A 23,717-nucleotide genomic window follows, 5' to 3' on the forward strand; every position below is an offset into this window, starting at 1 on the left:
TAATATTATGCGGCATTCTCCCTGTTCCTGAATAACAGGGAGGAAATGGGGCGGAACAGGGAGGCCGTGCTGTAGAAAACAGCGAGGCGGCCGGCGCCCAATCGGCGGCTTGATTCAAACGTCCGGTGAAACCTGCTTTCATGAGGCATCCTTCTTCCATGGGACGCTGACATGACGGAACGTAAAGTTGAATCGAGCAAGGCGGCGACCGCGAGCCGGCAGATCGGACCGGGCAAGCCGCCGGTCGAATATCGTTTCCAGCAGGGACGATCGGGCAATCCGGCCGGCCGGCCGCGCCGATCGGGCGCGCCGGGCGACCGGCTGCGCGGCGCGACCGAGCCGACGCGCCAGATGATCCTCGAGGAGGCGTACCGGACGGTGGAGATCCGCGAGGGCGACTCGGTCACCAGCCTGCCGATGAACCGCGCCGTGTTCCGCGCAATGGGCATCGCCGCGCTGAGCGGCAATCCGAGCGCGCAACGCCGCTGGGCGGCGATGGTGCAGGAGGCGGAGGCCATCCAGAAGCGGGCGCAACTGGCGATCTACAATGTGATCGAGCGCGAGGCGAAGGAGCGAGCGGCCAAGCGGCGCGAATGGGACGAGACGGCCGGGGAGCATGATCCCTATGCCGAGGATATCCTGGTCGACCCGCGATCGGGATCCGTGGTGATCCGGGATATCGCTGACGACGAGCCATGAGGCCGCTCGCGCTACGGCCGCACGACCTCGCCATCTTCTTTCGTGAACTGGTCCGGCGTGCGGTCCAGCAGCGGCAACACGGCCTCGGACGGACGGCATAGCGCCGTGCCTTTCGGCGTCGCCACGATCGGCCGGTTCACCAGGATCGGGTGCTCGACCATGGCATGGATGATCGCGTCGTCGGACACCGAGGAATCGAGCAACCCGAGCTCCGCCGCTGGCGTGCCCTTCTCGCGCAGGATGTCGCGAGGCTTCGCGCTCATGGCCGCCAGCAAGTCGTCGAGCACCGCCCGCGTCCAGCCGGCCTGGCGATAGTCGACGATCGTCGGCGCATATCCGGCCGCTTCGATCATCGCGAGCGTGTTGCGCGAGGTGCCGCAATCGGGATTGTGATAGATCGTGATCGGGAAGGCGTCAGTCACGGGTGGCTCTCCTCTCGCAACAACCAGCCGAAAAAGGCGACAGCCGCGAGCGTGCCGACAAGCTGCCCGGCGATGAAGAGGGCGATCGACGCGGGCGCGATCCCGGCAAAGCTGTTCGACAGGCTTCGGGCGATCGTGACGGCGGGGTTCGCGAAGGATGTCGATGCCGTGAACCAATAGGCGGCGGTGATGTAGAGCCCGACCGCCGCCGGCGTGACTCCGGGCCGGTTGCGTTGCGTGCTCAGGATCGTCCCGATCAGTCCAAAGGTGGCGACAGATTCGGCGAGCCCCTGCGAAAGGCCGTCGCGGGCCTTGCCCGATATCTGAAGGATCGGCTCGGCGAACATGGCGTGTGCCGTCCATACGCCGAGGATCGCCCCGGCCAGCTGCGCGCCGGCATAGAGGATCGCAACCCGCGCCGTGGTTTCGCGCTTCAGCAGGACGACCAATGTCACTGCCGGGTTGAAGTGCGCGCCGGATATCGGCCCGAACATGTGGATGAGGACGACAAGCCCAGCTCCCGTCGCCATCGTATTGCCGAGCAACGCGACCGCGTCATTCCCGCCCGCAAGGCGCTCGCCCATGATCCCCGAACCGACAATGATCGCGAGCAACATTGCCGTGCCGACGACCTCGGCAACGATCCGCCGCGACAGCGTCATGGACAGCACGCAGCATCGGTCGCGAGGTCGCCAAGCGACCCGCAGATCTCCGGGCGCCCGGCACAACAGTCGGCGACGAGGAAGCCGAGCAGATCGCGCATACGATCATAATCGGCCGAATAGATGATCGATCGCCCCTCGCGGCGGGACCGGATCAGCCCGGTATGGCCGAGGATCGTCAAATGCGTCGACAGCGTGTTCGGGAGCGCCCCGACTTCGCGGGCGATATCGCCCGCCGCCATGCCCTCCGCGCCCGCCCGCACGAGCAGGCGGAACACGGCCAGGCGGCTGGCATGAGCGAGCGCTGACAGCGCCTCCACGGCGATGGGCAACTGCATCAGCAGCACGCCGTCTTCGCAGCCGCCGGGAATATTTCGTCTTCGCCGTACGCGGTCGCTTCGCCGTGCGTGAAGAAAGTCTCCCAGCGAACGCCGGCGGTGTCCGTCACCCATGACTTGTCGGATTTGGCGTAGCAGCAGGTCGTTGCCGCCTGATCGAACGTGGTCGATCCCGCCGCCTTCAGACGCGTGGCAAGCTCGGCAAGTTCTTCGGCATTATCGACCTGCACGCCGACATGATCGATCCCGTTCGCCCGGGCCCGCGACGATATGGCGAGGTTGACGCGCGGATCCTCGAGCATCCACTTCGCATAATCATGCTTCACGACGGACGGCGGAGCGTCGAACAGCGTGCTGTAGAACGCGATGGCCTGCTCGATGTCCGGCACGCTGACATGCATATGAAGGCGCTTCATGACCGCTGTCTCCTTTGCTTCTATATTTCGAATATTCCCGAAATATCGATTCGGCAAGCGGTAAATTCGGCCCTCCCCCGCGTTCAGCGATCCTGATCCGGGCCTGGAACTTCCTGATAGAAGCTGGCGGCATGCGGGATATAGCTCGCCTCCAGCGCGTCGATCTCCGCTGCGTCGAGCGAGACCGACAGCGCACGGTGCGCATCCTCCAGATGCTCGATCTTGCCCGATCCGATAAGCGGGCTGGTCACCCCCGGCTTCGAGAGCAGCCAGGCAAGCGCCACCTGCGCCTGTGAGATCCCCCGCGCCCGCGCGATCGCGCCGACCGCCGCGACGACCCGCCGATCAGCCTCCTCCGTCGCCTGGTAGAGCAACGCGGCGGTCCGATCGTGGCTGACGCGATCGGAGCTCGACGGCGCGTCCCACGGGCGAGCGAGCCGCCCCCGCGCGAGCGGGCTCCAGGGAAGCACGCCGATGCCTTCGGACAGGCACATCGGGATCATCTCCCGCTCTTCCTCGCGGTTCAGCAAATTATAGTGCGGCTGCACCGAGACGAAGCTGGTCCAGCCGGACTGGCGCGCCACATATTGCGCCTTGAGCAATTGCCAGGCGAACATCGACGATGCGCCGATATAGCGCGCCTTGCCCATCTTCACGACGTCGTGAAGCGCCTCCATCGTCTCCTCGATCGGCGTCTCTGGGTCCCAGCGGTGGATCTGGTAGAGATCGACATGGTCGGTCCCGAGGCGGCTCAGGCTGGCATCGATCGCGGCGAGGATCGCCTTGCGCGACAGGCCGCGACCGTTCGCGTCCGGCCGCATCGGATAGAACAGCTTGGTCGCGATCACGATCTCGTCGCGCGGCACGAAATCGGCGATTGCCCGGCCCAGCGCGATCTCGCTTTCGCCCTTGCCGTACATGTCGGCGGTATCGAACAAGGTGATCCCCAGATCGAGCGCGCGCCGGATCACTGCGCGGCTCGCCGCTTCGTCGACTCGCCAGGCGCGGGCTTCCACGCCGAAGCTCATGCAGCCGAGCGCGAGACGCGAGACCTTGAGGCCCGAGCGGCCGAGATTGACATAATGCATCACGAATTCCTCGATGGGTTCAAGTTGCGGGACCGGCGACAGGCCGCGCCGGGCGGTGAAGGGCGACACCAGCGGCGATCATCGCGATCCCCGAAAATTCGGACGGCCACAGCTTCTGGCCGAGGATGAGCACGCCGATCACCGCCGCCATCGCCGGCAGGAGGGCCAGCATCAGCGCGAAGCTGTTCCTGGGCAGCCGCGCCATGGCGAGCTGATCGGTCACATAGGGGATGACCGACGAGCTGACCGCGACGCCGACCCCGGCAAGGATCAGGATCGGCGATGCCAAAGCAGGCAGGCTCGGCCCGAGGCACAGCGGTGTGGCGGCGATGGCCGCCACCACCATCGCGGCTGCGACGCGGTCGATGCCGGCTGCCGATCCGTCCGCCGCCGCGCGGTGGCCGAGCACGAGGTACAGCATGAACAGCGCGCAATTGGCGAAGGCGAAGAGATAGCCGAGCCGCTCGCCCGAAAAGCGCACGCCAGTCAGCAGATAGACGCCGACCGCCGCGATCAGCAGCGCCAGCCAGTTCCGGCGGTCGCGCAGTCCCGTCGCGGCGACGGCGATCGGCCCGAGAAACTCGATCGCGCCGACGGTCGCGAGCGGCAGGCGCGCGATGGCCAGGTAGAAGCAGATATTCATTGCAGAGAGGGTCAGGCCAAGCGCGCCGGTCAGCTGCCAATCGCGGCGGGTCATCCCGCCCAGTTTCCGCCAGGGCCGCCGCCATGCCGCGAAGATGATCGCCGCAACCGTGATCCGCAGCCAGGCGACGCCCAGCGGTGCAATGACCGCGAACAGCAAGGTGGCGAAAGCGGGGCCGAGATAGTGGAAGATCCCGCTGACGAGGAAATAGAGATAGGGCGCGACCCCGATTGTGGGCGCGTCCGTCGGCCGGGCTTTGCCGGCACGGCGAAAGCAGGCCAGCAGATTGGCGGCCGCACGGGCCCTGTGGATGCTGTCGCTATCGAAGCGATGACCGGGATCGACGGGTGGTCTGGACGCTGAATTGGCCATGGCCCGGAGTCTAGGCTGCGTTGCCCGGCGCGCCATGGTCAGATAAAGGCAGACCAGCCTCTTTTCTTTCCACTTCGCAGGAAAAATTGGAAATGACCTACGCACCCAGCAAGTCGCTCCGCGACCCGACCGATGTGGAGATATTGCGCCATCTCGTCGAGGACCCGTGTCTGGCGACCACGCAACTCGCCCGCAAGGTCGGCATGTCGGCCCCCGCTGTGCGCGAGCGGGTTCAACGGCTGGAGGATATGGGAGTGATCGCCGGGCGTCAGCTGATGCTCGACCCGCGCGCGCTTGGCTATACCGTCATGGTATTCATCCGCATCCGGCCCAATCCGGGCAGGCTTCAGGCGATCGCCGATATCGCGCGCGAAATGCCCAATGTCGTGGAATGCCATCGCATCACCGGCGAGGATTGCTTCATCGTCAAAGCCTATCTGCACGATCTCGACGAGCTCGATGGCGTGATCGATCGGTTCCTGGTCCATGGCCATACGACCACGTCGATCGCTCAATCCTCCCCTGTTCCTGGGCGCCCGCTGCCACTTCCTGCCACCTGAGGGCTGACAGCCCATCGCTCGACAAGGCTTGATCTGAGTGACTATGTAACATAACATTAGCCTGAGAATTGTCGCAAATGGTAGGTCAATGACGGCGGGTGGTCAGTCGAGCGTGCGCTCCGGGCGCAGAAGGGCGCCACAGCTTCGCGCCCGGCTCGATGGCGCCGTGGCGCAACCCCTGTTGCCGTCGCGCATCCGCGCCGGATGGCTCGCTTTCCTTCTCGCGGTGACCCTTGCCCTTTCGTGGCAGAGCTTCCTCACCCAGACGCACCAGCATTTCGCTTCCGCCTTCACCACGGCAACGACGCAGGGTGTGGGCACCGCCACGGCGCTTCCGGACCGCACGTCTCCCGATCAGCCGGCCACTTGCCCGATCTGCCGCGAAATCGCGCATGCCGGCTATTATCTCTTTCCCACCCTGGCCACCATCGACGCGCCGATCGCGACGACATTCGACTTCGGCGCGGCGGTGGTGCTTCGTCCCGTCCTCGTCCGGCGATCGCACGCCTGGCAGAGTCGCGCGCCTCCCGTCCTGCTCCAAGCCTGAGGAACCGCCACCCGCGAAAGGGGGACGCGCCTGTGCGCGTCCACACGCGTGGCGTTTCCATCCGTCCTGTCGACAAGGTTCCTGGAGTTCATTTTCATGCGTCATCTGTATCTGCTGAGCGTCGCCTCGATCGCGCTCGCCCTCCCCGCCGGCGCCTATGCCGCGCCAAACGACACGCCGCCGGATGCCGCCAATGCGGCCCCGGCCGATTCCGCCCCTGACGGGCAAAGCACGACCACCAACCAGGGCGAGGACATCGTCGTCACGGGCGTGCTCCAGCAAAGCGAGAAGGACGTGCTGTCCGGAACCTCGATCCTTACCGGCGAGGAACTGACCCGCGACCTGCGGCCGAGCATCGGCGAAACGCTCGCCAGGCAGCCAGGCGTTTCGGCCACCTCGTTCGGACCGAGCGCGTCGCGCCCGATCCTGCGCGGTTTCCAGGGCGAGCGCGTGCGTGTGCTGACCGACGGCATCGGCTCGATCGACGTATCGAACACCTCGGTCGACCACGCGGTCGTCATCGATCCCCTGCTCGCCGAGCGCGTCGAGGTGCTGCGCGGCCCGTCAGCGCTGCTGTACGGCTCGTCCGCGATCGGCGGCGTCGTCAATGTCATCGACAGCCGGATCCCGCGCAGCGTCCCGGAGAATGGCTACCGCGTCAACGCGATCGCCAGCTATGGCTCGGCCGCGAACGAACGGTCGGTCGGCGGGGCCGGCGACGTCGCGATCGGCAGCAAGATCGTGCTCCATGCCGATGGCTCCTATCTGAACAGCGACGACCTGCACATTGGCGGCTATGTGCTCTCGCCCGCCGCCCGTGCCCAGGCCTTGGCCGCGGCGGCCGGCCAGACCACCCCGGACGACCCCGATTTCGCGGCGACGGCGGCGCTGAAGGACACGCTGCCCAACACCGCCGCCAAGACCTGGACGGCGGGTGTCGGCGCATCGATCATCACCGATACCGGTAGCCTCGGCGTCTCCTACAGCCATTATGACAGCTTCTACGGCGTGCCGATCCGCTATGCGACAGCGTCCGGCGAGGAGCAGGAGGCCCCGCGCCTGAGCCTGTTGCAGAACCGCTTCGACCTGCGCGGCGAGGTCGATACCGGCGGCGGTTTCCTCAAGCAGATCCGGCTGCGCGCCGGCTATGCCAATTACCGGCATTTCGAGCTGGAAGAGGATGGATCGGTCGGCACCGCCTTCTACAACAAGGGGATCGAAGGCCGGCTGGAACTGGTGCAATCGACCCGGGGCGGCTGGAGCGGCGCCTCCGGCGTGCAGTTCTTCAACCGCGACTTCAACGTCGTCGGCGACGAGGCTTTCCTGCCGAAGAACTCGACCAGCCAGATCGGCCTGTTCACCTTGCAACAGGTCGAGGTGGGCGCGCTGCGCGCCGAGGGCGGCGTACGCTACGAATCGAGCGATCTGGAAGCGAACCCCGAGGATGGCGATCTCCGCTTCTTCGCGGGCAAGCGCCATTTCGACGCCGTCTCGGGATCGGCGGGCCTGTCCTATGCGCTCGCCGAGGGCGTCCGCCTGGGCGTCAACGTCTCCCGCACCGAGCGCGCGCCCTCGGCGGAGGAGCTGTTCGCCCGTGGCGGCCATGCCGGCACGCAATCCTGGGAAGTCGGGAGTCCCGATTTCAGGCTCGAAAAATCCTGGGGCATCGAAGGCACGCTGCACGTCCACCGCGAAGGCTTCAGCCTCGACGCCTCGGCCTATTACAACTGGTTCTCCAACTATATCTCCGAGAACCAGGTCGACCCTTCGGTCTGCGAGGCAGTGGCGGCACCGAGCGGGCGCGAGGTCGACCTGCCCTGCTTCCAGTTCCAGCAGGCCGATGCCCGCTATTACGGGTTCGAGGCCGATGCGTCGCTGCGCATCGCGCGGATCGGCGGCTATACGATCAACGTCGATGCGCTGGGCGATTATGTCCATGCCAATATCGTCGATATGGGCCCGGTGCCGCGCATCCCGCCGATGCGGGTGCTCGGGGGCATCGAGGCGCAGTCGAACCGCGTGACCGGCCGCGTCGAGGTCGAACATGTGTTCGACCAGGACCGGATCGCGCCGTTCGAGACGGAGACCAGCGCCTATACGCTGGTCAACGCGTCGATCGGGTTCAAGCCGATCGCCGGCAACGACAAGATCTCGCTGCTGCTCAGCGCCAACAACCTGTTCGACGTCGATGCCCGGCGCCATTCGAGCTTCCTCAAGGATTTCGCGCCGCTCGGCGGCCGCGATCTCCGCGTGACGGTGCGCGCCGGCTTCTAAAGCGGCAGCAACGCGACGCCCGCCCGTGCCGATGTCCTCCTTGTTGGGGGCTTGAGCACGGGCGGGGGCCGCCGACGAACAGAATTGGAGACTATATGCACTGCGGACCGCAGGCAGCCGGCGCGCCCGTCACCGACTGGGTCGAACGGGCGGCGGTCGGCGCGTCGATCCTGTGCCTGATCCATTGCGCCGGGTTGCCGCTGCTGCTGGCGGCGCTGCCGGCGCTGTCCCGGCTGATCGCGCTGCCGGAACACTTTCACCTGTGGATCCTGATCCTGGCGATACCCGCCTCCGGTATGGCGCTGCTCCTGGGCACCAGGCGACATCGGAGCTTGCGCCCGCTGGCCGCCGGGTGCGTCGGCCTCGCGTTGCTCTCGGCCGGCGCGCTCCTCCTGCTCAGTGGCCCGTACGAGACTCCCGTCACGATCGCGGGGAGCCTTTGTCTCGTCGCGGCGCATATCGGCAACTGGCGGCTGCGCCATCGCCGCCACCGCCATGGCTGAGAACAGGCGCCGCGCCGGTTATCTGCGGGAGACGGTCCTCCAGGCGCTGCACGCCGCACGCCGGCCGCTGAGCGCGCTTGAGCTGAGGCAGATATTCCACCGGCAGGGGGACCCGATCGGGCCCAACCTGATCTTCCGGGGGATTCGGCAGCTCGTCGAGCGCGGCGCGATCCGCAAGGTCCTGGTTGCACGAGGCTATGCGCCCGGAAGCGGCGAGTGCAGGGTGACCCTGTTTTGCCGCCAATGCGGCCAGGTGACCGAGATCACCTGTGCTGACGCCTTCGATGCGCTCGACGAGGTTGCCATGGCGGGCGGCTTCGCGGTGTCGCGCCACATCGTGGAAGTCTCCGGGGTCTGCGGATCGTGCGTGGCGGAAACCTCCGGCGACGGACAGGACGTCTGACTTTCCGCGCGAGGCCAAACCCAGGCTATGCGCAACTAAATGCCGCACGTGCTTGATTGCGCGCAAGAAAGGGCTAGAGCGCCCGCATGGCTTCCCGTCCGCTCACCCTGTACGAAAAGATCTGGGCCGCTCATGTCGTCGAACGGCGCGATGACGGCACGTGCCTGATCTATATCGACCGCCACCTGATCCATGAGGTCACCAGCCCGCAGGCCTTTGCCGGCCTTCGTGCGGCCGGGCGCAAGGTGCGCCGGCCCGATCTTACGCTGGCGGTGCCCGACCATAATCTGCCGACCACGGCGCGGCTCGATGCGGCGGGCAAGCGCCTGCCGATCCTCGATGTGGAGAGCGCGGCGCAGCTCGACGCGCTCGAACGCAACACTGCCGAGTTCGGCATCGACTATATCGACGCGGTCGCGCCCGAGCAGGGCATCGTCCATGTCGTCGGCCCCGAACAGGGCTTCACCCTGCCCGGCACGACGTTGGTCTGCGGCGACAGCCATACCTCGGCGCATGGCGCGATGGGCGCGCTGGCGTTCGGCATCGGCACCAGCGAAGTCGAGCATGTGCTCGCCACCCAGACCTTGCTGCTGAGCCAGTCGAAGACGATGGAGGTCCGCGTCGACGGATCGCTCGGCTTCGGGGTCAGCCCCAAGGATGTGATCCTGGCGATCATCGGCAAGATCGGCGCGGCCGGCGGCACGGGCTATGTCCTGGAATATACCGGTGAGGTGATCCGCGCGATGTCGGTCGAGGGCCGGCTGACCGTCGCCAACATGTCGATCGAGGGCGGCGCGCGCGCTGGCCTGATCGCGCCCGACGAGACGGTCTTCGCGTATCTGAAGGGCCGGCCGATGGCGCCGAAAGGTGCCGATTGGGACAAGGCGGTCGCCTGGTGGAAGACCCTGCCGAGCGATCCCGCCGCGACCTATGACCGCAGCGTGCGGCTCGATGCGACCGATATCGCGCCGTCGCTGACCTGGGGGACGAGCCCGGAGGATGTCGTGCCGATCACCGGCGTGGTGCCCGATCCCGACAGCTTCGCCGACCCCGCCAAGCGTGCCGCTGCGCGGAAATCGCTCGACTATATGGGCCTGACGCCGGGCACGGCGATGCAGGACGTGACGGTCGGGCATGTCTTCATCGGCAGCTGCACCAACAGCCGCATCGAGGATCTGCGCGCCGCGGCCTCGGTCGCGAACGGCCGCCATGTCGCCGACGGCGTGCGCGCGCTGGTCGTGCCCGGATCGGGGCTGGTCAAGCGCCAGGCCGAGGCCGAGGGGCTCGACCGCATCTTTGTCGACGCAGGGTTCGAATGGCGCGAGCCGGGTTGTTCCATGTGTCTCGCAATGAATCCGGATAAAGTGCCGCCGGGCGAACGCTGCGCTTCCACTTCGAATCGGAATTTCGTAGGGCGTCAGGGGCCTGGAGCGCGGACGCACCTGGTTTCACCCGCGATGGCGGCAGCAGCGGCTGTCACCGGGCGGCTGAGCGATGTCCGCGACCTGATGGGAGGGTCGAGACCATGAAGAAGGCACTTGTACTGTTGATCCTGGGCACCGTGCTGAGCGGCATCGCCGCCTATGCCGCCACCGCCAAGGCGAGGCCCGCCGACGGAACGATCGCGAGCCAGTAATGAAAGCCATCAGTCAGGTTTCCGGCCGCGCCTATCCCTGGGGCGCGAAGAATATCGACACCGACGTCATCATCCCGGCGCACTGGCTGAAGACCGTGACCCGCGAGGGCCTTGGCAAGGGCGCGTTCGAGACGGTGCGCGCGCAACCCGACAATATCTTCGACGATCCGCGCTATGCCGGCAGCCCGATCCTGATCGCGGGCGACAATTTCGGCTGCGGATCGAGCCGCGAGCATGCCGCCTGGGCGCTCGCCGACATGGGCATCGTCGCCGTGATCGCGCCGAGCTTCTCCGACATCTTCTCGGGCAACGCCTTCAAGAACGGAATCGTACCCGTCGTTCTGCCGCAGGACGCGGTCGACCGGCTGGTCGAGGTGGCGAAGACCGATCCCGTCACCATCGATCTCGAGACGATGACGGTGACCACCCCCTTCCAGGACCGGTTTTCCTTCGAGCTGGACGCGTTCCGCCGCCAGTGCCTCATGGAGGGGCTGGACGAGATCGGGCTTACGCTGGCAAGGGATACCGCGATTTCGAAATATGAGTCCGGTGTCGACGAGCACCGGCCATGGATGAGCGGAGACAGGATCTATGCGGGCATTGTTGTCGAAGGCGCCGGGCGGCCCTGATACCCTCGTCATCGACGACCTTCCCGATCCCGTGGCCGGCAAGGGCCAGGTGGTGGTCGCGGTCAAGGCGTGCTCGATCAACTATCCCGACGTCCTGATCATCGAGGACAAATATCAGTTCAAGCCGCCCCGGCCGTTCGCGCCGGGCAGCGAGATCTCCGGCGTGATCGAGAGCCTCGGCGAGGGCGTGACCGACTGGGCCGTTGGTGATCGGGTGATCGCCACTACCGGATCGGGCGGCCTGGTCGAGAAGATCGCGCTCAATGCCACCAGCCTGTTCCGCCTGCCCGAGGGGCGCAGCTTCGCCGAGGGTGCGTCGCTGCTGCTGACCTATGGCACCACGATCCATGCGCTGCTCGACCGCGGGCATCTGGCCGAGGGCAATACGCTCCTCGTGCTTGGCGCTGCCGGCGGCGTCGGGCTGGCCGCGATCGAGCTGGGAAAGGCGTTTGGCGCGCGTGTCGTCGCAGCGGTCTCGTCCGAGGAGAAGGCCGCCGTCGCCAAGGACGCCGGCGCCGATGTGACGCTGGTCTATCCGCGCGCGCCGTTCGACAAGGACCAGTCGAAAGCGCTGGCCGACCAGTTCAAGGCGGCGCTCGGGCCGGGCGGTGCCGACGTGGTCTATGATCCCGTCGGCGGCGACTATGCCGAGCCGGCGCTACGCTCGATCGCCTGGGAGGGGCGCTATCTGGTCGTCGGTTTCCCGGCGGGCATTCCGAAGCTGCCGCTCAACCTGACGCTGCTGAAGAGCTGCGACGTGTGCGGCGTGTTCTGGGGCGCCTTCGCCGCGCGCGACCCCAAGGCGAACCAGGCACATATCGAGCGCCTGTTCCGGCTATGGAAGGACGGCCGTATCGCCCCCCGCGTGACAGAAACCTTCGCGTTCGAGGATGGCGGCAAGGCGATCGCCCGCATGGCCGCGCGCCAGGCGATCGGCAAGCTGGTGGTGACGGTGGCCGAATAATCGTTCCTCCTCGAACTTGCTCGGGGAGGGGGACCGCCCGCTTCTTCAGCGGGTGGTGGAGGGGCTTGGAGCGCGGAACATCTGACCCGCGCTCCAGCCCCTCCACCGCCTTCGGCGGTCCCCCTCCCCGTTCCGGGGAGGAATTGGTGGTGCTCACGCGGTTGCGTCGCAGCACCCTCGCCCCTATCTCGACCGTAACAATTGGAAACGCCCAAGGGGAACGAGCAACCATGAGCACTTTCGACGATCGCGAGCGGGCTTTCGAAACCAAATATGCGCGCGACGAGGAAATGGCGTTCCGCATCACGGCGCGGCGCAACCGGCTGCTCGGCCAGTGGGCAGCGGCCCAGATGAAACTCACCCCGGAAGAGACCGATGCCTATGCCAAGGCAGTCGTACAGGCCGATTTCGAGGAAGCCGGCGACGAGGACGTGATCCGCAAGCTGGTCAGCGACCTGAACGCGGCCAGCATCGAGGTCGACGAGGGCGCGGTGCGCCGCGCGATCGAGGACCACACGATCGAGGCGCGGCGCCAGCTGATGCAGTCCGAATAAGATGGGGGCCGAGTAACCAGCATGGCGATGGCAGCCGAAGAGATCGAGGCGCTGATCACCGGGGGTATCCCCGATGCCCGGGTCGAGATCACCGACCTCGCGGGCGATGGCGATCACTATGCGGCGCGCGTGACGTCCGAGAGTTTCCGGGGCTTGCCCCGGATCAAGCAGCACCAGGCGGTCTATGCCGCGCTGGGCGGTCGGATGGGCGGCGTGCTCCACGCATTGCAGCTCACCACCGCGGTTCCAGAGTAAGCAGGAGTAGAACCAGTGACCGATGACGCACAGGCCCGCATCGCCGAGCTAGTCGCCAAGAGCGACGTCCTTCTTTTCATGAAGGGCAGCCCGCTCTTCCCGCAATGCGGCTTTTCCAGCCGCGCGATCGCCATCCTCAACCATCTCGGCGCCGAGTTCGACAGCGTCGACGTGCTGCAGGACCAGGGTGTGCGCCAGGGCATCAAGGCGTTCTCGGACTGGCCGACCATTCCCCAGCTCTATGTGAAGGGCGAGTTCATCGGCGGATCGGACATCATGATGGAGATGTACGAGAGCGGCGAGCTTGCGCAGCTCTTCGAAGAGCAGGGTGTCGCTCAGGCAGGATAAAGAGGGAAAAAGGGACGGCACATGTTGTACGAAGCGGATTTCGCGCGCGGTGAAAACCGCGGGCGGACACCTCTCCTCGTCTGCGACCTGACCCAGAGCTACTCCCCCGCGGGCGGGGGAGGCATCAGCACGTATCTTCGCGAGAAGCGCGATTATGTGCTGACTCATACGCCGCATCACTTGCTGCAGATCGTGCCGGGGCCCGAGGACCGCATCACCGTCAACGGCCGTCACATCTTCGCCGAAGTCGCCGCCCCACAGGTGCGCGGCAGCCCGAACTACCGCTTCATCTTCCGCACCAACATCGTCCGCGACCTGCTGGCGCGCTACCAGCCGGACGTGATCGAGTCCCTGTGCCCCTGGGTGCTGCCCTGGACCGCGATCAACCATCGCCGTGCCTTTCCCGAGACGACCCTGGTCGCCGGCTATCGCACCGATTTTCCCAACGCGCATATCTATCGCGTCGGGGTCGAGCTGTTCGGTGCGCCGATCGCGGGCGCGCTCAGGGCGTTGTCCTATCATTATGCCAAAGCGACCTATAACGCGTTCGACCGCGTCTATACGCTGGGCGAACCCGCGCGGCTGACGCTGGAGCAGCACGGCGTGAAGCGCACCGACGTGCTGTCGCTCGGAGTGGACACCACGCTGTTCAACCCCGCGGCGCGCGACCCGGACTATCGCGCGCAGCTCGGCTTGCCGGGCAAGGGGCCGCTGCTCGTCTATGCCGGGCGGATCGACAATGAGAAGCGCGCCGACAAGCTGATCGACATGTTCCGCCGACTGCCGCCCTCGCTCGACGCGGCGATGGTGATGATCGGCAACGGCAAGCTCCACTACCGGCTCGTCGCCGAGGCCGCCGGCCTGCCGATCGCCTTTCCGGGTTTCGAGAAGGACCGGGCGAGCCTGGCCCAGGCACTTGCCTCCTCCGACATCTATGTCTCCGCCATGGCGGACGAGACGTTCGGCATCTCAGTGCTCGAGGCGCAGGCGGCCGGCCTGCCGGTGGTCGGCGTGGCGAGCGGGGCGATGCCCGACCGCGTGCCGCAGGGTCTCGGCCTGCTTGGGCCGGTCGACGATGTCGATGCGATGGCCGCCAATGTCATGAAGCTATGGCAGGAAGGCCCGGCCGCGATGAGCCTCGCAGCGCGGGCGCATGTCGAGCAGAATTTCAGCTGGAACGCGACCTTTGGGCGGCTGTTCGGCGAGATCTACCCCAAGGCGATGGCGCATGCCGCCGCGCGCACCAAGGGCAAGGCGCGGCAATATGCCGGTTTCGGTCAGCTCGAGAATGCAGGAATTTCGAAGGCCGGGTAATTGAGGCCGGGTAGGACGGACCGATGCGAGATCGGAGGGGAGCATCGGTCCGTCCTGCTGAAGCGATGAACGCTCGGCATGCTTCAGACTATGCAGTCGGCATGCCAGTCCGGGCCAGCGACGTAAATCCGGGCATCTCGATGGTTAACGCCCCTCCCCGCCCGGCGCCGACTGTAAATCCTTCCGACAGTTCAGCCGCCGATGGTGACGGCGACCTCGTACAGCCCGGGATGCGCGGTCCCCAGCGCGGCGTTGCGCGCAAAGAAGTCGCTCGCCCTTAGCCGCGCCATCACCCGATCCTGCGCCGGTCGGTCGCGTACCTGGGCATAGTTGACCACCCGATCGCCCTCGAGCCCGCGATGGATGCTGGCGGACATCCAGCCTTCCACGTCGCTGACCGAGCGCGCGCCTTCCGCGAGCAGCGCGATCAGCGCCGCCTGATTGGCGGGATCGCAGGTAAAGACGTTGATCTGGGTGATGACCCCGGTTCCGCTGATGATGATCGGCATGTCGTTTCTCCATACAGGCCCATTGGGGCGCACCCCGACAGGCCGGGAACGCGGATATCGCGTCCCTTCCTGTCGCGGGTTCCGCCGGAGCGGATACGGAGAGCACTCTCGCGCACGAGAGCGGTGGCCGGGCTTACCGATACCGGCCTGCTTCTTTTCGACCGGCACGGGCTAGCAAATTGCCGCTGGCCGGTCCAGGAATCGCAGCATGACGAACCCCCATACCGACCGGCGCACCGGCGGCCGCATCCTGGTCGACCAGCTCGTCGCGCAAGGCTGCGACCGAATCTTCACCGTCCCCGGCGAGAGCTTCCTCGCCGTGCTCGATGCGCTCCACGACACGCCGGAGATCGACCTGGTGGTGTGTCGGCAGGAGGGCGGCGTCGGCTTCATGGCCTGCGCCGACGGCGCGCTGACCGGACGGCCGGGCGTCGCCTTCGTGACGCGCGGGCCGGGGGCGACCAATGCGTCGATCGGCGTCCATGTCGCGATGCAGGATTCGCAGCCGATGCTGCTGTTCATCGGCGATGTCGATCGCGGGACGAAGAATCGCGAGGCGTTCCAGGAGATCGATTTCCCGGCGATGTTCGGGCCCGTCGTGAAATGGGCGGCGAAGATCGACGATGCGGCGCGCATCCCGGAATATGTCGCGCGGGCGTGGAGCATCGCGATGTCGGGACGGCCTGGGCCAGTGGTGCTGGCGCTGCCCGAGGACATGCTGCTGGATGAGGTCGTCGCCGTCGATCGGCCGCGCATTACGCGACCGGTCCAGGCCAGCGACCCGATCGTGATGTGCCAACTGGCTGGCGTACTCGGCGGGGCATCGCGGCCGGTCGCCATTGTCGGCGGGGCCGGCTGGGATGCGGACGCGACACGCGACTTCCAGGCTTTCGCCGAACGCAGCGGATTGCCGGTCGTAGCGGCGTTCCGGCGGCAGGACGCCATCCCCAACAGCTCGCCCGCTTACGCCGGCAACCTCGGCTATGGGCCCAATCCGAAGCTGGTGCAGCGGATCAAGGATGCCGATCTGCTCCTGGTCGTTGGACCGCGGCTCGGCGAGGCGACGACCGATGGCTATACGCTGATCACGCCGGACCATTCCGGCCAGACGATCGTGCATGTCCATCCTGACCCGAACGAGCTCAACAGCACCTATCGCGCCGATCTCGCCATCTGCGCCGGCATGCGCGAATTCGCCGATGGCGTGCTGTCGATCGATATCCCACCGCTGAATGCCGCCGCGGAAGCGCGGGCCGATTATGAGGCATGGACCACCCCCGCCCCGCGCGACATCAAGCTCGATCTCGGCCCCTGCGTCGCGGCGATGCGCGAGGTGCTGCCGGCCGACACGATCATCTGCAACGGGGCGGGCAATTATTCGGGCTGGTGGCATCGTTACTGGCGCTATGCCGGTCCGGGCTGCCAGCTTGCCCCGACCGCCGGGGCGATGGGCTATGGCGTGCCCGCCGCGACGGCGGCCGCGCTGCGGCATCCGGATCGTATGGTCGTGGCGCTGGCGGGCGACGGATGCTTCCTGATGAACGGCCAGGAACTCGCGACCGCGGTCGGGCATGGCGCCGATATGCTGGTGCTGGTGATCGACAATGGGGGGTACGGCACGATCCGCATGCACCAGGAGCGCGAATATCCCGGGCGCATCTCCGGCACCGAATTGCGCAACCCGGATTTCGCCGCGCTGGGCCGGGCCTATGGCTGCTGGGCGGAGACGGTGGAGACGACCGAGGCGTTCGCTCCAGCCCTTGCCCGCGCCATGGCGGAGACCGGGGTGCGACTGTTGCACCTCAAGACCGACCTTGAGGTGATCACGCCAGCGACGACGATCTCGGCGATCCGGAAGCGTTAGTCGCGGCGGACCTGGCTCCCGAAGGCGATGATATAGCCGTCCGGGTCGGTCACCTCGAATTCCCGATTGTTGTAGAAGGTGTCGCACAGGTCGCTCACTTGCGCGCCGCGTGCCTTCATGTCGGCGTGGAGCGCATCGGCGTCCTCGATCCAGACATGCGCGTCCCAGACACCGTCCATATAACCCCGATTGGTGCCGGGAATCGGGTTATCGCCATTGCCCTGGAGCATGAACTGGACGCCGCTCCGGCCCATGAACGCCATCACCGGCGGATCGCGGAAGGTGCCGATCACCGCAAAGCCCATGCGATCGCGCCAATAGGGGATGCTGATCGCAAGATCGCGCACCACGAGCACCGGGGCCACCTGCCAGGCTTCGATCAACATGCCGTGCAATCTATTCGCGCTTCATAGAATAGAAAAGGCCGCCCCGGTTACTCCGGGGCGGCCCTTCAAACAATTGGCACGCATCGTGTCAGATATCGTCGCCGAGCGCGCCCTTGATCTTGCCGATCGTCTGCTGGGCCTTGCCCTTGATTTCCTGACCGGCACCTTCATCGCGCGTATCGGGATTGTCGCTCTGCTGCTTGACCTTGCCGACGGCTTCGTTGACATTGCCTTTGATCTTGTCGACGAGTTCACCCATGTGCTTGCTCCTTGATGTCCGTGCGGCGCCGAAGGCCGGCGCCAGCCACTCCCGGAACAAGAACGGTTGATCGCGCCCGCAGTTCCTGCGGCTCGCCGCGCACCTGCCTCGCAACGCATTGAAAAACGGCCCGGGAAGCTGCTGTGCCGGACCGCATAGTCGATCATTACGAGCGCCATGCACATGCTTTCGATCGCGATCGGACGCACGGTTTCGTCGAGCGGTCGTGGATCGAACGCTTCGTGATGCCGCTGCCGCGCGGCGGGGCGATCCTGGATCTCGGCTGCGGCGGTGGGGAGCCGATCGCGCGCCATCTCGTCGATCACGGCTTCGCGATGACCGGAATCGACAGCTCGGCGACGATGATCGAGCTCGCCCGTAAGCGCTTCCCGCGCCATCGTTGGCTGCAGATCGACATGCGCAGGCTGGCGATCGCGGATCGGTTCGAGGGGGTGATCGCCTGGAGCAGCCTGTTCCACCTCGAGCATGACGACCAGGAAGCGATGATCGCACGGATCGCGACCTGGTTGAAGCCGGGCGGGCGCCTGTTGTTCAACAGCGGGCCGAAGCGCGACACCGTAACGGGCGATTATTGCGGCGAGCCGGTCTATCACGCCAGCCTCGACCCGGCCGAATATCGCGCGGCGTTCCTGAAGGCCGGGCTCGTCGAGATGGCACATGTCGCCGAGGACCCCGGCTGCGGTGGGGCGACCGTCTGGCTGGCGCGGAAAGTCTAGGGCAAAGCTGAGAAAGAGCGTGTCGATGCCTTGAAGGGCGCCGTCGAACGTCACACTCTCATTGTCGGCGGCAGTGTTGAATCGACCACCCCGCCGTATCGATCCCTCTTAGGGCGCGACCTTCTTCAGGAAGGCCATCACTGCCGCCCAGTTCGCCTCTGCGCCCTTGGGTTCCTTCGCCGCGATCAGCATCGACGAGCCGTGGACAGCCGCCGCCGGCACATATTGCTCGGCCTTTCCGGCCGGCACTGCCGCTGCGATCGCCTTGGCTTCGGCAACCTCTTCTGGATCGCTCGCCGAGGTGACGAATACCGGTACCTGCACCTTGGCCGCCGCAGTTCTCACCAGGGCCTTGTCCGGGAAATATTCGCCGGGGGAGAAGGCCAGGATCGCCCTGACCTTGCCGGGGTTCTCGGCCGCGAGCGGGAAGACCAGCGAGGAGGAATAGCTGCTGCCCCACAGGATCACCGGCAGCTTCAGCGCGCCCGCGAAGGTGAGCGCGGCCTGCAGGTCGCGTTTCGCGTCGAGATAGTCGGTGCTCTTGCCGAGCAGCGCGACGGTCTCGTTGTCGCCATAGAGCTTGCCGCCGGAGCGCTGGTCGATCGCGATGGCGGTGTAACCCGCGTCGCGCAGCCTGGGGGCGATCTCGGTGTATTCGCCCTTGCTCGATTCCGCCTGGTGGAACAGCAGGATGACCGCCTTGGGCCTGGCCGCGTCATAGCGGCGCCCGAAGACCGTCAGGTCGTCATCGGCCTTGAAAGTCACGGGCGCCCAGGCATGCGCCGCGGTGGGTGGCACATTGTTGTACTTGGTCTCCGGCTTGTCGCACGACGACAGCGCGGTGGCCGCAAGCAATAGCAGTCCGAAATGCACCGACTTCATCAGATCAACCCCGCCAAAGGACTTGAAGGATCAGCATACAGGCGCTTGCCCATGCGCCCGGCAAGATAAGCGAGCCTGCCCGCCTCTACCCCGGCCTTCATCGCCGCCGCCATCATGATCGGGTCCTTCGCCTCGGCGATGGCGGTGTTCATCAGCACGCCGTCGCAGCCGAGCTCCATCGCCGCCGCCGCGTCCGACGCCGTGCCGACGCCGGCATCGACCAGGACCGGCACATTCGCGCCCTCGACGATCAGGCGGATCGTCACCTTGTTCTGGATGCCGAGCCCCGAGCCGATCGGCGCGCCCAGCGGCATGATCGCGACCGCGCCGGCATTCTCCAGCCGCTTCGCCGCGATGGGATCGTCGACGCAATAGACCATGGGCAGGAAGCCCTCCTTGGCGAGGATCTCGGTCGCGCGGAGCGTCTCGACCATGTCGGGGTAAAGCGTCTTCGCTTCGCCCAGCACTTCGAGCTTCACCAGATCCCAGCCGCCCGCCTCGCGTGCCAGGCGCAGGGTGCGGATCGCCGATTCGGCGTCGAAGCAGCCGGCGGTGTTGGGGAGATAGGTGACTTTCCTCGGGTCGATGAAGTCGGTCAGCATCGGCGCGTTGGGATCGGAGACGTTCACGCGACGCACCGCAACGGTGACGATCTCGGCGCCCGAGGCCTCCAGCGCGGCGGCGTTCTGGGCAAAATCCTTGTACTTGCCGGTGCCGACGATCAACCGCGAGCGGAAGGTGCGGCCTGCCACCGTCCAGGTGTCGAGCACGGGCGTGACGTCGCCGCCGCCGACGAAATGCACGATCTCAAGCTCGTCGCCGTCCTCGACCATCACCTGCCCGAGGGTCGAGCGCGGTACGACCTCGAGATTGCGCTCGACCGCGACCTTTTCGGGGACGAGGCCGAGATCGGCGGCAAGCTGCGCAAGGCTGAGGCCCGCGGCGACGCGGCGGTGCTCGCCGTTGACGCGGATCGAGACGGTGTGGTCGGTGTGCAAGATACCCTCAATTTCCGTTCGGGCTGAGGACGCATTTGATCGCCAACCCCGGCTCATATAGGAAGCACCGGCACGTGCCCGCAACCGAAAGGCTCTTCCTTGGCCGATACGATCTTCGTCCTCAACGGTCCGAACATGAACCTGCTCGGGCTGCGCGAGCCGGAGATCTACGGCAGCGACACGCTCGACGATATCGCCGGCCAGCTCGAGGACCGCGCGCGGGAGCTCGATCTGAAGATCGACATGCGCCAGTCGAATCACGAGGGTCACCTCATCGACTGGCTGCACGAGGCGCAGGCGAGCGGCGCGAAGGCGGTGATTCTCAATGCCGCCGCTTTCACCCACACCTCGGTCGCCCTCCACGACGCGATCAAGTCGATCAGGACGCCCGTGATCGAGGTGCATCTTTCCAACCCCCACAAGCGCGAAGACTTCCGGCATCTGAGCTGGGTAGGTCGTGCCGCACGGGGAACCATCGCCGGCTTTGGCGCGCTTTCGTACCTGCTTGCGCTTGAAGCCGCCGCCCGTCTCTGACAGGACGCTCGCCCAATAAGGGAGAACAGGGGTCGCATGGCCGAAGAAACGAATTCCGATCCGATGCGGATCGATGTCGAGCTGGTCCGCCAGCTCGCACAGATGCTCGATGAAACCCAGCTGACCGAGATCGAGGTCGAGGACGGCGGGCGTCGTATCCGTATCGCCCGCAAGGCAGCCGCTGCGGCGCCGGCGGTGCAATATGCGCCGGCACCCGTTGCCGCGCCCGTGGCAGCCGCCGCCGCGCCGGTCGAGGCGGTAGCGGCGGTTCCTGCCGCCAATGCGGTCAAATCGCCGATGGTCGGCACGGCTTATCTTTCCGCCGAGCCGGGCGCGGCGCCGTTCGTCAGCACCGGCAAGACCGTCGCCGCGGGGGACACGCTGCTGATCGTCGAAGCGATGAAGGTGATGAACCCGATCCTCGCGCCCAGCGCCGGCATCGTCCGCGCGATCCTGGTCGAGAGCGGCCAGCCGGTCGAGTTCGACCAGCCGCTCGTCGTGGTTGAGTAACGCACCTTGGCTGAAATCAAGAAGCTCCTGATCGCCAATCGCGGCGAAATAGCGCTGCGCATCCATCGCGCATGCCATGAGATGGGCATCAAGACGGTCGCGGTGCACTCCACCGCCGACAGCGACGCGATGCATGTGCGGCTTGCCGACGAAGCGATCTGCATCGGCCCGCCACCCGCGACCGAGAGCTATCTCAACGTCGCCAACATCATCTCGGCGGCCGAGATCAGCCATGCCGATGCGATCCATCCCGGCTACGGCTTCCTCTCCGAGAATTCCCGTTTCGCCGAGATCGTCGAAGCGCATGGCATCATCTTCGTCGGGCCCAAGCCCGAGCATATCGTCACCATGGGCGACAAGGTGGAGGCGAAGCGCACCGCGGGCGCCCTCGGCCTGCCGCTGGTACCCGGTTCGGACGGCGCGATCAGCGACGTGGTCGAGGCCAAGGCGATCGCGCGGGCGATCGGCTATCCGGTGATCATCAAGGCCGCCTCGGGCGGCGGCGGGCGCGGCATGAAAGTGTGCGCGTCCGAGGATCAGCTCGAAACGCTGATGATGCAGGCGGGCAGCGAGGCCAAGGCAGCGTTCGGCGACGCGACCGTCTATATGGAAAAATATCTCGGCAACCCGCGCCACATCGAGTTCCAGGTGTTCGGCGACGGCCAGGGCAATGCCATCCATCTCGGCGAGCGCGACTGCTCGCTGCAGCGGCGCCACCAGAAGGTGCTGGAGGAGGCTCCCTCCCCCGTGCTCGGCGCCGAGGATCGCGAGCGGATGGGCGGGATCGTCTCCAAGGCGATGTCCGACATGGGCTATCGCGGCGCGGGCACGATCGAGTTCCTGTGGGAAGACGGCGAGTTCTACTTTATCGAGATGAACACCCGGCTTCAGGTCGAGCATCCGGTGACCGAGATGATCACCGGTCTGGACCTGGTGCGCGAACAGATCCGCATCGCCGAGGGCCATCCGCTCACCCTGCGCCAGCAGGACGTAGTGTTCCGCGGCCATGCGATCGAATGCCGCATCAACGCCGAGGACCCGCGGACCTTCGCGCCCTCGCCGGGGCTGGTGAAGCAATATCATGCGCCGGGGGGCATGAACGTGCGCGTCGATAGCGGGCTTTATGCCGGGTACCGCGTGCCGCCTTATTACGACTCGATGATCGCCAAGCTGATCGTCTACGGCACCACCCGCCAGGGGGCGATCCGTCGCCTGCGCCGGGCGCTGGAGGAGTTCGTGATCGAGGGCATGAAGACCACGATCCCGCTGCACCAGGCACTGATCGAGGACCCGGATTTCCAGGCGGGCGACTATACGATCAAGTGGCTCGAGGAGTGGCTGGCGCGCCAGGAGGACTGAGTCCGCGCGTCGCCAACGTGACTGCAATGACACTCGACTCGTCATCCGGTGCGGCCTAGCCTCGATGATCGATTGGACCGGCTGAGGGGAAGCCATGATCCGCAAGCTCGTTGACGCGGCGCCGCCGCCCGCTCTGCCTGTCGTCGCCCCCGAGGATCTCGAACGGGCGATCGATGAGGCATGTCGCGCGGCGCCACGCCCCGACTCGATGCTTCCGGCGCGATTCTGCCCGATCTGCGACCGGCAGCTGCTCGACGAGGAACTGACCTGCCCGCCATGCTGGCTGCGCGGCGGCCCCGGCAAGACGGGCTTTGTCCGCGCCGCCATCGCGTCCATCACGGCGGTACTGAAACGCTGACGCCGCCAGGCGGCCGGCCGGGAGAGCGAACATGTTCATCGGCCACTACAGCGCTGCCTTTGTCGCGGCGACATCCCCCAGGGCACCGCGACTTGGCACGCTGTTCGTCGCGGCCCAGCTGGTCGATCTCGCCTTTTTCTCCTTCGTGCTGCTCGGCGTGGAGCATATGCGGCTCGTCCCCGGCATCACCGCGACGAACCCGATGGACCTGTACGACATGCCCTGGACTCACAGCATGGTCGGGGCGCTGGCCTGGTCGGCGGGGTTCGCGCTGCTGATATGGCTCTGGCGGCGGAGCAGCGTGACGGCGCTGATCGGCGGTGCGGTGGTGTTCTCGCACTGGCTGATCGACCTGTTCGTCCACCGGCCCGACCTGACCCTGGCGGGCGGCCCGCCACCCTTCGGGCTGGGCCTGTGGAATTATCCGGCGATCGAGATGCCGCTCGAGCTGATCCTCGCTTACGGAACGCTTGCCTGGTTCGTCGCGAAGACGCGCGGGCCATGGGCGCCCGTCGCGGCGCTGGCGGTGGCGATGGCCGCGTTCCAGGCGTTCAACTGGTTCGGGCCGGAACCCAAGACGATCGTCGATCCGCCGCCGCCATCGCTCGCCATTCTCGGACTCCTTGCCTATGTGCTGCTCGCGCTGCTTGCCTGGTGGGTGAGCCTGACACGAGAGCTGAAGGTTGGGAGTTGA

At 66.4% G+C, this 23,717-nt stretch carries 31 protein-coding genes; 20 read left to right on the top strand and 11 right to left on the bottom strand.

Annotation, left to right across the window (positions count from 1 at the left end; translation table 11 throughout):
- Positions 1–171: 171 nt before the first annotated feature.
- Positions 172–699, top strand: a complete 528-nt coding sequence (locus tag WC729_RS10610) for a DUF5681 domain-containing protein (RefSeq protein WP_372852384.1) — start codon at positions 172–174, stop codon at positions 697–699.
- Positions 700–710: 11 nt separating this feature from the next.
- On the opposite strand, the gene WC729_RS10615 is transcribed toward WC729_RS10610, so the two are convergent.
- The 6 genes from WC729_RS10615 to WC729_RS10640 all read right to left on the bottom strand — a co-directional run bounded on the left by WC729_RS10615 (position 711) and on the right by WC729_RS10640 (position 4,640).
- Positions 711–1,052, bottom strand: coding sequence for an arsenate reductase family protein (locus tag WC729_RS10615; protein WP_372853305.1), 342 nt, complete (start codon positions 1,050–1,052; stop codon positions 711–713).
- A 65-nt stretch (positions 1,053–1,117) separates the two neighbouring features.
- Positions 1,118–1,783 (bottom strand): aquaporin, encoded by a 666-nt coding sequence (locus WC729_RS10620; protein WP_372853307.1) that lies wholly within the window; start codon positions 1,781–1,783, stop codon positions 1,118–1,120.
- Complete coding sequence (locus tag WC729_RS10625) at positions 1,780–2,121, bottom strand: ArsR/SmtB family transcription factor (protein WP_372852386.1); 342 nt, start codon at positions 2,119–2,121, stop codon at positions 1,780–1,782. The genes WC729_RS10620 and WC729_RS10625 overlap by 4 nt, the downstream gene beginning before the upstream one ends.
- Positions 2,121–2,537, bottom strand: coding sequence for an ArsI/CadI family heavy metal resistance metalloenzyme (locus tag WC729_RS10630; protein ID WP_372852388.1), 417 nt, complete (start codon positions 2,535–2,537; stop codon positions 2,121–2,123). The genes WC729_RS10625 and WC729_RS10630 overlap by 1 nt, the downstream gene beginning before the upstream one ends.
- A gap of 83 nt (positions 2,538–2,620) precedes the next feature.
- Positions 2,621–3,694 (bottom strand): aldo/keto reductase, encoded by a 1,074-nt coding sequence (locus WC729_RS10635; protein ID WP_372852390.1) that lies wholly within the window; start codon positions 3,692–3,694, stop codon positions 2,621–2,623.
- Entirely contained in the window at positions 3,645–4,640 is a 996-nt protein-coding gene (locus tag WC729_RS10640; RefSeq protein ID WP_372852392.1) for a DMT family transporter, read from the bottom strand. Before WC729_RS10640 ends, WC729_RS10635 begins: the two co-directional genes overlap by 50 nt.
- 92 nt (positions 4,641–4,732) lie before the next feature.
- Between WC729_RS10640 and WC729_RS10645 the strand changes: the two genes are divergently transcribed.
- The 12 genes from WC729_RS10645 (at position 4,733) to WC729_RS10700 (ending at position 14,627) form a co-directional block, all read left to right on the top strand.
- The gene (locus WC729_RS10645; protein ID WP_372852395.1) at positions 4,733–5,200 is read left to right on the top strand and encodes an Lrp/AsnC family transcriptional regulator; all 468 of its coding nucleotides are present in this window, start codon (positions 4,733–4,735) and stop codon (positions 5,198–5,200) included.
- 166 nt (positions 5,201–5,366) lie between these two features.
- A complete protein-coding gene (locus WC729_RS10650) occupies positions 5,367–5,747 on the top strand; it encodes a DUF2946 family protein (RefSeq protein WP_372852396.1) in 381 nt (126 codons plus the stop codon).
- Between the two features lie 96 nt (positions 5,748–5,843).
- Positions 5,844–8,021 carry a TonB-dependent receptor gene (locus WC729_RS10655; RefSeq protein WP_372852398.1) on the top strand — a complete coding sequence of 726 codons (2,178 nt, stop codon included), beginning with the start codon at positions 5,844–5,846 and terminating at the stop codon, positions 8,019–8,021.
- 95 nt (positions 8,022–8,116) lie between these two features.
- Entirely contained in the window at positions 8,117–8,524 is a 408-nt protein-coding gene (locus tag WC729_RS10660) for a MerC domain-containing protein (protein WP_372852400.1), read from the top strand.
- Complete coding sequence (locus WC729_RS10665; protein WP_372852402.1) at positions 8,517–8,927, top strand: Fur family transcriptional regulator; 411 nt, start codon at positions 8,517–8,519, stop codon at positions 8,925–8,927. The genes WC729_RS10660 and WC729_RS10665 overlap by 8 nt, the downstream gene beginning before the upstream one ends.
- An 86-nt stretch (positions 8,928–9,013) precedes the next feature.
- Positions 9,014–10,456, top strand: coding sequence for a 3-isopropylmalate dehydratase large subunit (gene leuC / locus WC729_RS10670; protein ID WP_372852404.1), 1,443 nt, complete (start codon positions 9,014–9,016; stop codon positions 10,454–10,456).
- Between the two features lie 106 nt (positions 10,457–10,562).
- Positions 10,563–11,192 (top strand): 3-isopropylmalate dehydratase small subunit, encoded by a 630-nt coding sequence (leuD, locus tag WC729_RS10675; protein ID WP_372852406.1) that lies wholly within the window; start codon positions 10,563–10,565, stop codon positions 11,190–11,192.
- A complete protein-coding gene (locus WC729_RS10680) occupies positions 11,155–12,156 on the top strand; it encodes an NADPH:quinone oxidoreductase family protein (RefSeq protein WP_372852408.1) in 1,002 nt (333 codons plus the stop codon). The genes leuD and WC729_RS10680 overlap by 38 nt, the downstream gene beginning before the upstream one ends.
- 230 nt (positions 12,157–12,386) lie before the next feature.
- A complete protein-coding gene (locus WC729_RS10685) occupies positions 12,387–12,710 on the top strand; it encodes a DUF1476 domain-containing protein (RefSeq protein WP_372852411.1) in 324 nt (107 codons plus the stop codon).
- Between the two features lie 21 nt (positions 12,711–12,731).
- Positions 12,732–12,965 carry a BolA/IbaG family iron-sulfur metabolism protein gene (locus WC729_RS10690; RefSeq protein ID WP_372852413.1) on the top strand — a complete coding sequence of 78 codons (234 nt, stop codon included), beginning with the start codon at positions 12,732–12,734 and terminating at the stop codon, positions 12,963–12,965.
- 15 nt (positions 12,966–12,980) lie between these two features.
- On the top strand, positions 12,981–13,313 hold the full coding sequence (gene grxD, locus WC729_RS10695; RefSeq protein WP_372852416.1) for a Grx4 family monothiol glutaredoxin: 333 nt from the start codon (positions 12,981–12,983) through the stop codon (positions 13,311–13,313).
- A 21-nt stretch (positions 13,314–13,334) separates the two neighbouring features.
- Entirely contained in the window at positions 13,335–14,627 is a 1,293-nt protein-coding gene (locus WC729_RS10700) for a glycosyltransferase (protein ID WP_372852418.1), read from the top strand.
- Between the two features lie 191 nt (positions 14,628–14,818).
- On the opposite strand, the gene WC729_RS10705 is transcribed toward WC729_RS10700, so the two are convergent.
- Entirely contained in the window at positions 14,819–15,136 is a 318-nt protein-coding gene (locus tag WC729_RS10705; RefSeq protein WP_372852420.1) for an antibiotic biosynthesis monooxygenase, read from the bottom strand.
- 208 nt (positions 15,137–15,344) lie between these two features.
- Here WC729_RS10705 and WC729_RS10710 point away from each other — a divergent pair, with 208 nt between their 5' ends.
- On the top strand, positions 15,345–17,000 hold the full coding sequence (locus WC729_RS10710) for a thiamine pyrophosphate-binding protein (RefSeq protein WP_372852422.1): 1,656 nt from the start codon (positions 15,345–15,347) through the stop codon (positions 16,998–17,000).
- Here the strand turns inward: WC729_RS10710 and WC729_RS10715 are convergent.
- A complete protein-coding gene (locus WC729_RS10715) occupies positions 16,997–17,386 on the bottom strand; it encodes a VOC family protein (protein ID WP_372852424.1) in 390 nt (129 codons plus the stop codon). The genes WC729_RS10710 and WC729_RS10715 overlap by 4 nt on opposite strands.
- An 88-nt stretch (positions 17,387–17,474) precedes the next feature.
- On the bottom strand, positions 17,475–17,645 hold the full coding sequence (locus WC729_RS10720) for a CsbD family protein (protein ID WP_372852426.1): 171 nt from the start codon (positions 17,643–17,645) through the stop codon (positions 17,475–17,477).
- Positions 17,646–17,788: 143 nt separating this feature from the next.
- Here WC729_RS10720 and WC729_RS10725 point away from each other — a divergent pair, with 143 nt between their 5' ends.
- Positions 17,789–18,382, top strand: coding sequence for a trans-aconitate 2-methyltransferase (locus WC729_RS10725; RefSeq protein WP_372852428.1), 594 nt, complete (start codon positions 17,789–17,791; stop codon positions 18,380–18,382).
- Positions 18,383–18,490: 108 nt separating this feature from the next.
- Here WC729_RS10725 and WC729_RS10730 read toward each other — a convergent pair whose 3' ends face one another.
- Positions 18,491–19,264 carry an alpha/beta hydrolase gene (locus tag WC729_RS10730; RefSeq protein ID WP_372852430.1) on the bottom strand — a complete coding sequence of 258 codons (774 nt, stop codon included), beginning with the start codon at positions 19,262–19,264 and terminating at the stop codon, positions 18,491–18,493.
- Entirely contained in the window at positions 19,264–20,262 is a 999-nt protein-coding gene (gene thiS / locus WC729_RS10735) for a sulfur carrier protein ThiS (RefSeq protein WP_372852432.1), read from the bottom strand. Before thiS ends, WC729_RS10730 begins: the two co-directional genes overlap by 1 nt.
- A gap of 99 nt (positions 20,263–20,361) precedes the next feature.
- Between thiS and aroQ the strand changes: the two genes are divergently transcribed.
- The 5 genes from aroQ (at position 20,362) to WC729_RS10760 (ending at position 23,717) form a co-directional block, all read left to right on the top strand.
- Positions 20,362–20,796, top strand: coding sequence for a type II 3-dehydroquinate dehydratase (gene aroQ, locus WC729_RS10740; RefSeq protein ID WP_372852434.1), 435 nt, complete (start codon positions 20,362–20,364; stop codon positions 20,794–20,796).
- Between the two features lie 36 nt (positions 20,797–20,832).
- On the top strand, positions 20,833–21,306 hold the full coding sequence (accB, locus tag WC729_RS10745) for an acetyl-CoA carboxylase biotin carboxyl carrier protein (protein WP_372852437.1): 474 nt from the start codon (positions 20,833–20,835) through the stop codon (positions 21,304–21,306).
- Positions 21,307–21,312: 6 nt separating this feature from the next.
- Positions 21,313–22,665, top strand: a complete 1,353-nt coding sequence (gene accC / locus WC729_RS10750) for an acetyl-CoA carboxylase biotin carboxylase subunit (RefSeq protein ID WP_372852439.1) — start codon at positions 21,313–21,315, stop codon at positions 22,663–22,665.
- Positions 22,666–22,759: 94 nt separating this feature from the next.
- Positions 22,760–23,023 (top strand): hypothetical protein, encoded by a 264-nt coding sequence (locus WC729_RS10755; RefSeq protein ID WP_372852441.1) that lies wholly within the window; start codon positions 22,760–22,762, stop codon positions 23,021–23,023.
- A gap of 31 nt (positions 23,024–23,054) precedes the next feature.
- Positions 23,055–23,717, top strand: coding sequence for a hypothetical protein (locus WC729_RS10760; protein ID WP_372852443.1), 663 nt, complete (start codon positions 23,055–23,057; stop codon positions 23,715–23,717).

It is taken from the genome of Sphingomonas sp., from assembly GCF_041661825.1.
Classification (GTDB): Bacteria; Pseudomonadota; Alphaproteobacteria; order Sphingomonadales; family Sphingomonadaceae; genus Sphingomonas.

Coding starts and splice junctions, on each gene's coding strand:
- leuC (WP_372852404.1), top strand. CDS start 9,014: ATGGCTTCCCGTCCGCTCACCCTGTACGAAAAGATCTGGGCCGCTCAT.
- WC729_RS10665 (WP_372852402.1), top strand. CDS start 8,517: ATGGCTGAGAACAGGCGCCGCGCCGGTTATCTGCGGGAGACGGTCCTC.
- WC729_RS10685 (WP_372852411.1), top strand. CDS start 12,387: ATGAGCACTTTCGACGATCGCGAGCGGGCTTTCGAAACCAAATATGCG.
- WC729_RS10715 (WP_372852424.1), bottom strand. CDS start 17,386: ATGTTGATCGAAGCCTGGCAGGTGGCCCCGGTGCTCGTGGTGCGCGAT.
- WC729_RS10625 (WP_372852386.1), bottom strand. CDS start 2,121: ATGCAGTTGCCCATCGCCGTGGAGGCGCTGTCAGCGCTCGCTCATGCC.
- WC729_RS10700 (WP_372852418.1), top strand. CDS start 13,335: ATGTTGTACGAAGCGGATTTCGCGCGCGGTGAAAACCGCGGGCGGACA.
- WC729_RS10610 (WP_372852384.1), top strand. CDS start 172: ATGACGGAACGTAAAGTTGAATCGAGCAAGGCGGCGACCGCGAGCCGG.
- WC729_RS10705 (WP_372852420.1), bottom strand. CDS start 15,136: ATGCCGATCATCATCAGCGGAACCGGGGTCATCACCCAGATCAACGTC.
- WC729_RS10760 (WP_372852443.1), top strand. CDS start 23,055: ATGTTCATCGGCCACTACAGCGCTGCCTTTGTCGCGGCGACATCCCCC.
- WC729_RS10645 (WP_372852395.1), top strand. CDS start 4,733: ATGACCTACGCACCCAGCAAGTCGCTCCGCGACCCGACCGATGTGGAG.
- WC729_RS10690 (WP_372852413.1), top strand. CDS start 12,732: ATGGCGATGGCAGCCGAAGAGATCGAGGCGCTGATCACCGGGGGTATC.
- accB (WP_372852437.1), top strand. CDS start 20,833: ATGGCCGAAGAAACGAATTCCGATCCGATGCGGATCGATGTCGAGCTG.
- WC729_RS10660 (WP_372852400.1), top strand. CDS start 8,117: ATGCACTGCGGACCGCAGGCAGCCGGCGCGCCCGTCACCGACTGGGTC.
- WC729_RS10710 (WP_372852422.1), top strand. CDS start 15,345: ATGACGAACCCCCATACCGACCGGCGCACCGGCGGCCGCATCCTGGTC.
- WC729_RS10615 (WP_372853305.1), bottom strand. CDS start 1,052: ATGATCGAAGCGGCCGGATATGCGCCGACGATCGTCGACTATCGCCAG.
- WC729_RS10620 (WP_372853307.1), bottom strand. CDS start 1,783: ATGACGCTGTCGCGGCGGATCGTTGCCGAGGTCGTCGGCACGGCAATG.
- WC729_RS10720 (WP_372852426.1), bottom strand. CDS start 17,645: ATGGGTGAACTCGTCGACAAGATCAAAGGCAATGTCAACGAAGCCGTC.
- WC729_RS10680 (WP_372852408.1), top strand. CDS start 11,155: ATGCGGGCATTGTTGTCGAAGGCGCCGGGCGGCCCTGATACCCTCGTC.
- WC729_RS10630 (WP_372852388.1), bottom strand. CDS start 2,537: ATGAAGCGCCTTCATATGCATGTCAGCGTGCCGGACATCGAGCAGGCC.
- leuD (WP_372852406.1), top strand. CDS start 10,563: ATGAAAGCCATCAGTCAGGTTTCCGGCCGCGCCTATCCCTGGGGCGCG.
- WC729_RS10730 (WP_372852430.1), bottom strand. CDS start 19,264: ATGAAGTCGGTGCATTTCGGACTGCTATTGCTTGCGGCCACCGCGCTG.
- WC729_RS10655 (WP_372852398.1), top strand. CDS start 5,844: ATGCGTCATCTGTATCTGCTGAGCGTCGCCTCGATCGCGCTCGCCCTC.
- WC729_RS10755 (WP_372852441.1), top strand. CDS start 22,760: ATGATCCGCAAGCTCGTTGACGCGGCGCCGCCGCCCGCTCTGCCTGTC.
- WC729_RS10640 (WP_372852392.1), bottom strand. CDS start 4,640: ATGGCCAATTCAGCGTCCAGACCACCCGTCGATCCCGGTCATCGCTTC.